6 protein-coding genes and 1 pseudogene are annotated in these 6,463 nt (G+C 59.6%); 4 read left to right on the plus strand and 3 right to left on the minus strand.

Annotated features, from left to right (window positions below):
- Positions 1-244 precede the first annotated feature (244 nt).
- Positions 245-883, plus strand: a complete 639-nt coding sequence (locus PG881_RS19245) for an exopolysaccharide biosynthesis protein (RefSeq protein WP_270802149.1) — start codon at positions 245-247, stop codon at positions 881-883.
- A 63-nt stretch (positions 884-946) separates the two neighbouring features.
- Here the strand turns inward: PG881_RS19245 and PG881_RS19250 are convergent, their stop codons facing one another.
- Together PG881_RS19250 and PG881_RS19255 are read right to left on the minus strand one after the other, a co-directional pair.
- Positions 947-2,221 carry an amino acid permease gene (locus PG881_RS19250; protein ID WP_333563427.1) on the minus strand — a complete coding sequence of 425 codons (1,275 nt, stop codon included), beginning with the start codon at positions 2,219-2,221 and terminating at the stop codon, positions 947-949.
- 457 nt (positions 2,222-2,678) lie between these two features.
- Positions 2,679-3,584, minus strand: a complete 906-nt coding sequence (locus PG881_RS19255; protein ID WP_270802153.1) for a GGDEF domain-containing protein — start codon at positions 3,582-3,584, stop codon at positions 2,679-2,681.
- 370 nt (positions 3,585-3,954) lie between these two features.
- On the opposite strand from PG881_RS19255, the gene PG881_RS19260 reads away from it, so the two are divergent.
- The gene (locus tag PG881_RS19260) at positions 3,955-4,272 is read left to right on the plus strand and encodes a DUF6968 family protein (protein ID WP_077095753.1); all 318 of its coding nucleotides are present in this window, start codon (positions 3,955-3,957) and stop codon (positions 4,270-4,272) included.
- Between the two features lie 112 nt (positions 4,273-4,384).
- A complete protein-coding gene (locus tag PG881_RS19265) occupies positions 4,385-4,801 on the plus strand; it encodes a GNAT family N-acetyltransferase (protein ID WP_017783668.1) in 417 nt (138 codons plus the stop codon).
- Between the two features lie 77 nt (positions 4,802-4,878).
- On the opposite strand, the gene PG881_RS19270 is transcribed toward PG881_RS19265, so the two are convergent.
- A complete protein-coding gene (locus PG881_RS19270) occupies positions 4,879-5,460 on the minus strand; it encodes a hypothetical protein (protein ID WP_010635332.1) in 582 nt (193 codons plus the stop codon).
- Between the two features lie 278 nt (positions 5,461-5,738).
- Here PG881_RS19270 and PG881_RS19275 point away from each other — a divergent pair.
- Positions 5,739-6,182 (plus strand): annotated as a pseudogene (locus PG881_RS19275) (GNAT family N-acetyltransferase).
- Positions 6,183-6,463: the final 281 nt, after the last annotated feature.

Genomic DNA, 6,463 nt, shown 5'->3' on the forward strand with positions numbered 1-6,463 from the left:
CCTCCGTGCGCTGCATCAGTGCCCGTCAAGCATATCAGAGCCCACTGGCCCCCATCCTAAACCCGACCTGTATCAAGCGATTTTCAGCGAGGAGATCACACTCCGTCGCCACCACCGGCAGCCTGCCGGTCAGACGGTACATCCGCGCCTGCGGTTATTCATCCCGGATTAACCTGTGCCACGTATGCTGGCGCGCAATCGGCTCATGGTGAGCCGGTTCAACTCACCAGAAGGACATCAGGGAATGGTTGCCGCGCAACTCAACGACCCCCAGAACAAGCTCTCCGATACCCTGCGGGCCACCGCCCACGCCATCGAGGAGAGCCATATCAGCCTGCGCCAGATGCTGGCCCTGGTCGGCGAACAGGGCATGCTGCTGTTTTGCGTGCTGCTCACCGTGCCCTTCCTGCTGCCAGTCTCCATCCCCGGCGTCAGCACCCCGTTTGGCCTGCTGATCCTGTTCATCGGCATCGGCATCACCCTCAACCGGGTGCCCTGGCTGCCCGCCATCCTGATGGAGCGCCGCTTCGCCGCCGAGCAGCTCAGGCCAACCCTGCACAAGGGGGCGGATCTGCTGGCCCGCATCGATCGCTTCATCCGCCCGCGCCTGCTGCTGTTGACCGGCAGCAGTACCATCAACCGCTGCAACGGCCTGCTGATCATGCTGGCGGCCCTGCTGCTGATGCTGCCGCTCGGAGCCATCCCCTTCACCAACGCCATGCCGGCCTGGGCCATCCTGCTGCTGGCCATCGGCATGCTGCAGCGCGACGGCCTGTTCGTCGCCAGCGGCTACCTGCTGGTGAGCGCCACCCTGGTCTGGTTCAGCGCCCTGGCCATCGGCCTGCTGATGGCCGGCCAGAGCGTCTCCACCCTGCTCGGCTGACGGCAACACCAAGAAAAAGGGCGACCCATGGGTCGCCCTTTTTGACTTGTGCGGGATCCGCCGTCACAGCAGATCGTAGATAAGGGCCGAGATGGCCAGCAGCCCGATCACCAGCACGAAGAGGATACTCGCCCCGCGATAACGCTTGAGGGCGGGCAGACGATAGATGGAACAGGCCGGCAGCAGGAACAGGATCACCGCGATGAGCGGCCCGCTCACCTTCTCGATGATCTCCAGCACGTTCGGGTTGAGGTAGGTAATCACCCCGGTCACCACGAACAGGATGACCGACGAGACCCGTGCGATGGTCGCTTCACGCAGCGACAGCCCCAGCCCCTGACAGGCACCGTTCACCATGCTCACCGTCCCCTCGCTCACCCCCATGGAGGTGCCGAGGAAGGATTTGGACATGGCCAGAATGGCGATGAGTGGCCCCACATAGGCGATCAGCGGATTGGAGAACTTGTTCGCCAGCGCCGACAGCACCGAAATATTGTCGATGCGGGCCTGCGCCATCTCGGCCTGGCTCAGGCTCATCACGCAGCTCACCACGAAGAAGAGCACGCTGCCGCAAATCAGCAGGCTGCTGCACTTGATGATCCGCTTGGCGCGCTGGTCGGCGCTCGCCTGACAGCGCTTCTTCTGCGCCGCACTGAAGGAGGAGATGATGGGGGCGTGGCTGAAGGAGAACACCATCACCGGCACGATCAGCCAGAGGGATTTCCAGAACGCCGGGTCACGCCAGTCCACTCCCTGACTCTCGCTGAAGTAGGAGAGGCTCCACTGGGGCAGCAGATAGATGGAGAGGCCGATGAGGAAGGCAACCATCGGCAGGGCCAGCACGCTGATGGCTGACACCACGATCTGCTTGCCCGCCAGCAGCACCAGGTGCAGTCCCAGCATCACCCCCAGCACCAGCAGGCCGCGCGGGATCTCGGCATTGCCCAGCTGATGCACCACAAAGCTCTGGATCGCGTTGGTGATGGAGATGCTGTAGACCAGAATGATGGGATAGAAGGCCATCAGGTAGACCAGCATCAGCAGCTTGCCCGCCCGCGCACCGAAGTGCTCTTCCACCACGTGGGTAATATCCCCTTCCCGGTGGGAGCTGGATAATACAAAACGACTCAATGCCCGATGGGAATAATAAGAAAGCGGAAATGCCATCAATAATATAAATAGCAAAATAACCGGCGAATTACTGCCAACGGTAATTGGGAGAAACAGTGTACCGGCACCGACCGCAGTGGCATATAAGCCCATGGTCCATACCGAATCACTTTTCTCCCATTTCAACTTTGATGCGGGATTACTCTTTTCAGCAATAGCAACACTCATTGCGATATACACCTTATTAATCTGTCATCTTTTATTTTATTGGCCCGTGTAATTAGGCTGGTGATATGCAGCGGCATATCGACCGGATCGTAGAAAAAACAAGCCCGCCTGCGATCAACATGATCACCAAGAGGAAACGGGGATGCCACGCTACCATCGTTGAAATCGCCATAAAGGTCAAGGTTAATAATTCATGACTGTTTGAATCGGATTGTTTCAAAAGGAAATAAGATGTGTCATTTCGGCCTCAAGATAATCAATTCAGCTCCGTCTGGTAACATAACGACAAAACCTCGGTGAGTTGTTCAACAACTTGAATAAGGCCAGAGAGTGGCCCGTTAATATTAACAGCATCAGTCTATAAATATCAGTTAATTATGCAGCGAACAGTGCCCGCAGCGCCTGATATATCGGTGCCGGGCTGGCCGCCATATATAAGAGGGGCACCCGCCCCAGTTTACCCCTGATCGCCGGTTGCCACCGGGCAGTGGGCGACACGGTTGCGCCCCGCCCGCTTGGCCCGATAGAGCCACTCGTCGGCGCGGGCCAGCGCCTGATTGATCTCCTCCCCCGGCCGCACCAGGGTGGTGCCCAGGCTGACGGTAAAGGCCGCCGGATCTGCCGGCAGCGCCGCCACGGCCGCCCGGATCCGCTCCGCCAGCGCCAGCAGATCCGGCCCGTTCATGCCGGGCAGCAGGATCAGAAACTCCTCGCCGCCGCTGCGCACGAACAGATCGTCCGCCCGCAGCTGGGCGGCCACGCAAGCGCAGAAACGCTGCAGCGCCCGGTCACCCTGCTGATGGCCGAAGCGATCGTTGATCTGCTTGAAGTGGTCGATGTCCAGCATCACCAGGGCACAGGGAGCCTCCCCCTCCCGCCGCTGCCGGCAGTGCTCGAAGAAATAGCGGCGGTTGTAGAGGCCGGTCAGCTGATCGGTTTCGCTCTGCAGCTTGAGCCGCTGCTGCAGCTCGTACTGGCGGGTGATGTTGCGGGTCACCCAGGCCACCGCCCGTTTGCCGTCGTAGCGGGAGGGCAGCGGCGCAATCTTGCCCTCGAAGTGCTGCATCCCCTGCGGCCCGACCGAGGCGTCGATCCCCTCCACCTCCATCGCCGCCAGTTCGTACTCCACCACCCGCACCTGGCCCGAATCCAGCGCCAGGGTCACCTGCTCCATCACCCAGCGGGTCATGGCAGCGGGCAGCACATCGACCAGCCGCTTGCCCGCCAGCGGATTGCCATCCTGATAGGACTGCTGCTCCATCCCGCCGATGTATTCGATGTAGTAGCCATCCTCGCTCAGGATGAAGACGGGGTCGGGCAGCTGGGCCATCACTTCATATAGTTGTTTGACCGAGAGAGCCATGCCATGTCCTTTAAATCTGATTACCAACAGCCAAGATCCGACTGCCGCCTGCTCTGGTTATCGTACCGCGACAGGCTCCGTGCGGGTATTTAATTCAATCATCAGTAAGCATTTATCAAATAACTCAGTCACCTAAGCTTTCTTTACACGCCAAACCATGCCTTGTACCGGCGGAATTCTCTACGGCTCACACCCCGATGCAGGCGCTGCTCACCGATATTCACCCTACCTCACAGACAGTCGCTGCGCCCGTTGTCTGCGACGCCCGCATCCATTAGGCTGACCTTCCTGAGTCTGCCACTGACCGCCGACTCACCGACCATCAGCCCCCGGCCAGACAGGCGCCGGCCCCCGGAAAAGGATCGTCCAGATGAAGAGAGCCATAGTGAAAGCCCGCTTCGATGCCATCAGCATCGAGGGAGAACAGCTGACCGTGAAGATTGCCATCCGCGCCCCCGAGCCGGACCCCAAGTCCGCCGGTGGTGACTGGCGTTGCAAAGTGAGGCTGGACGGCCTTGGCAACAAGACCTTCATCTATGGCGTCGATGCCCTGCAGGCCCTCAGCCTCGCCCTCAAGTTCGTGGAGAGCGAGCTGCGCGCCTTCACCGATGCGGGCTGGCACTTCTACCTGCCCGGCTGCCCCGATCACCCGGTCGACATGGCCGCCTGCTACTTCCCACAGCTGTGACGCCGGGTTGCCCGCCCAGCAGGCTGATAGCCATTGAGGTCGGGCAATCACTTGACCGCATTGAGTCTGAACGGTTATGGATAGAGGCCCTTTACCCGGCTCTGGAGAGACCATGCACCTGACCCCACCCCAACCCCCTGCCGAGCAGGATGTCGACGCGCTGCGCATCGGCCTGTCGGGCTACAACATCAGCCAGGCCGGCACCCACCTGCGCGAGCACATCGCCAGTTTTATCAAGGATGAAGCGGGCAAGGTGCATGGCGGCATCACCGCCGACCTCAAGTGGGGTTGGCTGCACGTGGACTGGCTCTGGATTGACGAGCGCATTCGCCAGGATGGCTGGGGCGGCCGCCTGCTCGCCACCATGGAGCAGTATGCCCGAAGCAAGGGCATCAGCAACTTTCATCTGGAAACCACCAGCTTCCAGGCGCTGCCCTTCTACCAGAAGCAGGGTTACCAGGTCTTTGGCGAGCTGCCGGACATGCCGCCTGGGCATACCACCTATTTTCTGAGGAAGATGGAGTCCTGAGCCCTACCAGCGGGCTGGAATGAGAAGAGGGTTGAGTGCACAGGCACTCAACCCTCTTTTTGATCGGCCGCGTCTAATCAGTGGCTGGCGGAGCGACTGCCGCTCCAGAGCAGCTCGCCGCTGCGCAGCTCCATCAGGGTCATCGACAGCCGATAGCGGCTGCCCTCGGCCACCAGATCCCCGTACAGCATGTAGCCGGCGCCGGTCTGGCGACCGAGCCGTACCAGGGAGGCCGGGTTCATCCTGCCCTGCTGATACTCCAGCTGGCCGGTGATGGCCGCCACCTGACCCGGGTCGACAAAGCGAAAACCGCTCTTGCTCTGGATGCGCTTGCTCATGGCCGCTGCCATGGCGCGGGTATCCACCGGCTCGCCGGTGCCGTTCTGGGGCGGAGTGAGCAGCAGCACCGGCTGGCCGGTTTGCGCCAGCTCCCGCACCTCAGGAGCCTGCACAAAGGCATCGGCCATGGCCAGCGCCAGCCCGGTCGGCGCCACCGGTTTGGGCAGCGGTGCCCCGGCATCCGGCTTGGTCACCGGCTTGTCCGGCTGGCTCACTGGCTGATCCGGTTCACTGACAGGAGCCTGAGTGCCACCGTAGGGATTGACCGCACAACCGCCCAGCAGCAGGGCACCCACCATCAACAAGGAACGCAGCTTCATCTTTATCTCTCCGCCAAAAGTCCGTAAACGGGCATCAACCACCGCCCGCATGGCGGAGCCCCTGCCCCGCATCTTCCTTATGCTAGAGACAAACCCCGGCGGGGTCGATGTGCCCACCACCACAGGGCGACAGAGACTGGCGAAGCGGAGGGCACAAAAGGGTGGCAAGGCTCCACCCGATTCCGTTAGGGTTCTACCGGTAAAGCATTAACAGTAACGCAGCCGAAAGACCGACTGCGCAATCCGACGGACATCATCCCCCTAATGCAGGAAGCACTATGCAACTCACCCCACCCCAACCGCCTCAGGACGATGAGATAGAAGCGCTGCGCATTGGTCTCTCGAGCTGAAACAAGGATCACGCCGGCACCCATCTGCGCGAGCGGATCGCCAGCTTTACCAAGGATGAAGAGGGCAAGGTACACGGCGGCATCATCGCCGACATCAAGTGGGGCTGGCTGCACGTCGACTGGCTCTGGATCGACGAAAGCATCCGCCGCGACGGCTGAGGTGGCCGCCTGCTCGGCGCCATGGAGCAGTACGCCCAAAGCAAAGGCATCAGAAACTACCATCTGGAAACCACCAGTTTTCAGGCCCTCCCCTTCTACCAGAAGCAGGGTTACGAGGTCTTTGGCCAGCTGCCCGATATGCCGCCGGGGCATATCAGTTACTTCCTGAAAAGCAGATTTTTTAGCGCTTTATTAAAATTGCTTTTTATGTGATTACTAATATGGACGATATGATTTCAATATAAATAAAACATATCCTGCCATTCAATTTTTATAAAATGCTCATCCTAAAAATTATTATTAGGACCTATTTCCCATCATAATTCCAACAGCAACATCCATACCGAATAAATCTCACCATTAAGAAGTTTTATTTTTTAATTAGCAATGTGACATTGGTTCAAAAATGCGCTGGAACTAAGGAAGGTGCGAACAAGTCCCTGATATGAGATCATGTTTGTCATCTGGAGCCATGGAACAGGGTTCATCATGAG

Source organism: Aeromonas sp. QDB54, assembly GCF_027707385.1.
Taxonomy (GTDB): Bacteria; Pseudomonadota; Gammaproteobacteria; order Enterobacterales; family Aeromonadaceae; genus Aeromonas; species Aeromonas hydrophila.

Bases quoted from the DNA above. Each gene is read 5' to 3' on its own strand.
- PG881_RS19245 (WP_270802149.1), top strand. From the start codon at position 245: ATGGTTGCCGCGCAACTCAACGACCCCCAGAACAAGCTCTCCGATACC.
- PG881_RS19250 (WP_333563427.1), bottom strand. From the start codon at position 2,221: ATGAGTGTTGCTATTGCTGAAAAGAGTAATCCCGCATCAAAGTTGAAA.
- PG881_RS19255 (WP_270802153.1), bottom strand. From the start codon at position 3,584: ATGGCTCTCTCGGTCAAACAACTATATGAAGTGATGGCCCAGCTGCCC.
- PG881_RS19260 (WP_077095753.1), top strand. From the start codon at position 3,955: ATGAAGAGAGCCATAGTGAAAGCCCGCTTCGATGCCATCAGCATCGAG.
- PG881_RS19265 (WP_017783668.1), top strand. From the start codon at position 4,385: ATGCACCTGACCCCACCCCAACCCCCTGCCGAGCAGGATGTCGACGCG.
- PG881_RS19270 (WP_010635332.1), bottom strand. From the start codon at position 5,460: ATGAAGCTGCGTTCCTTGTTGATGGTGGGTGCCCTGCTGCTGGGCGGT.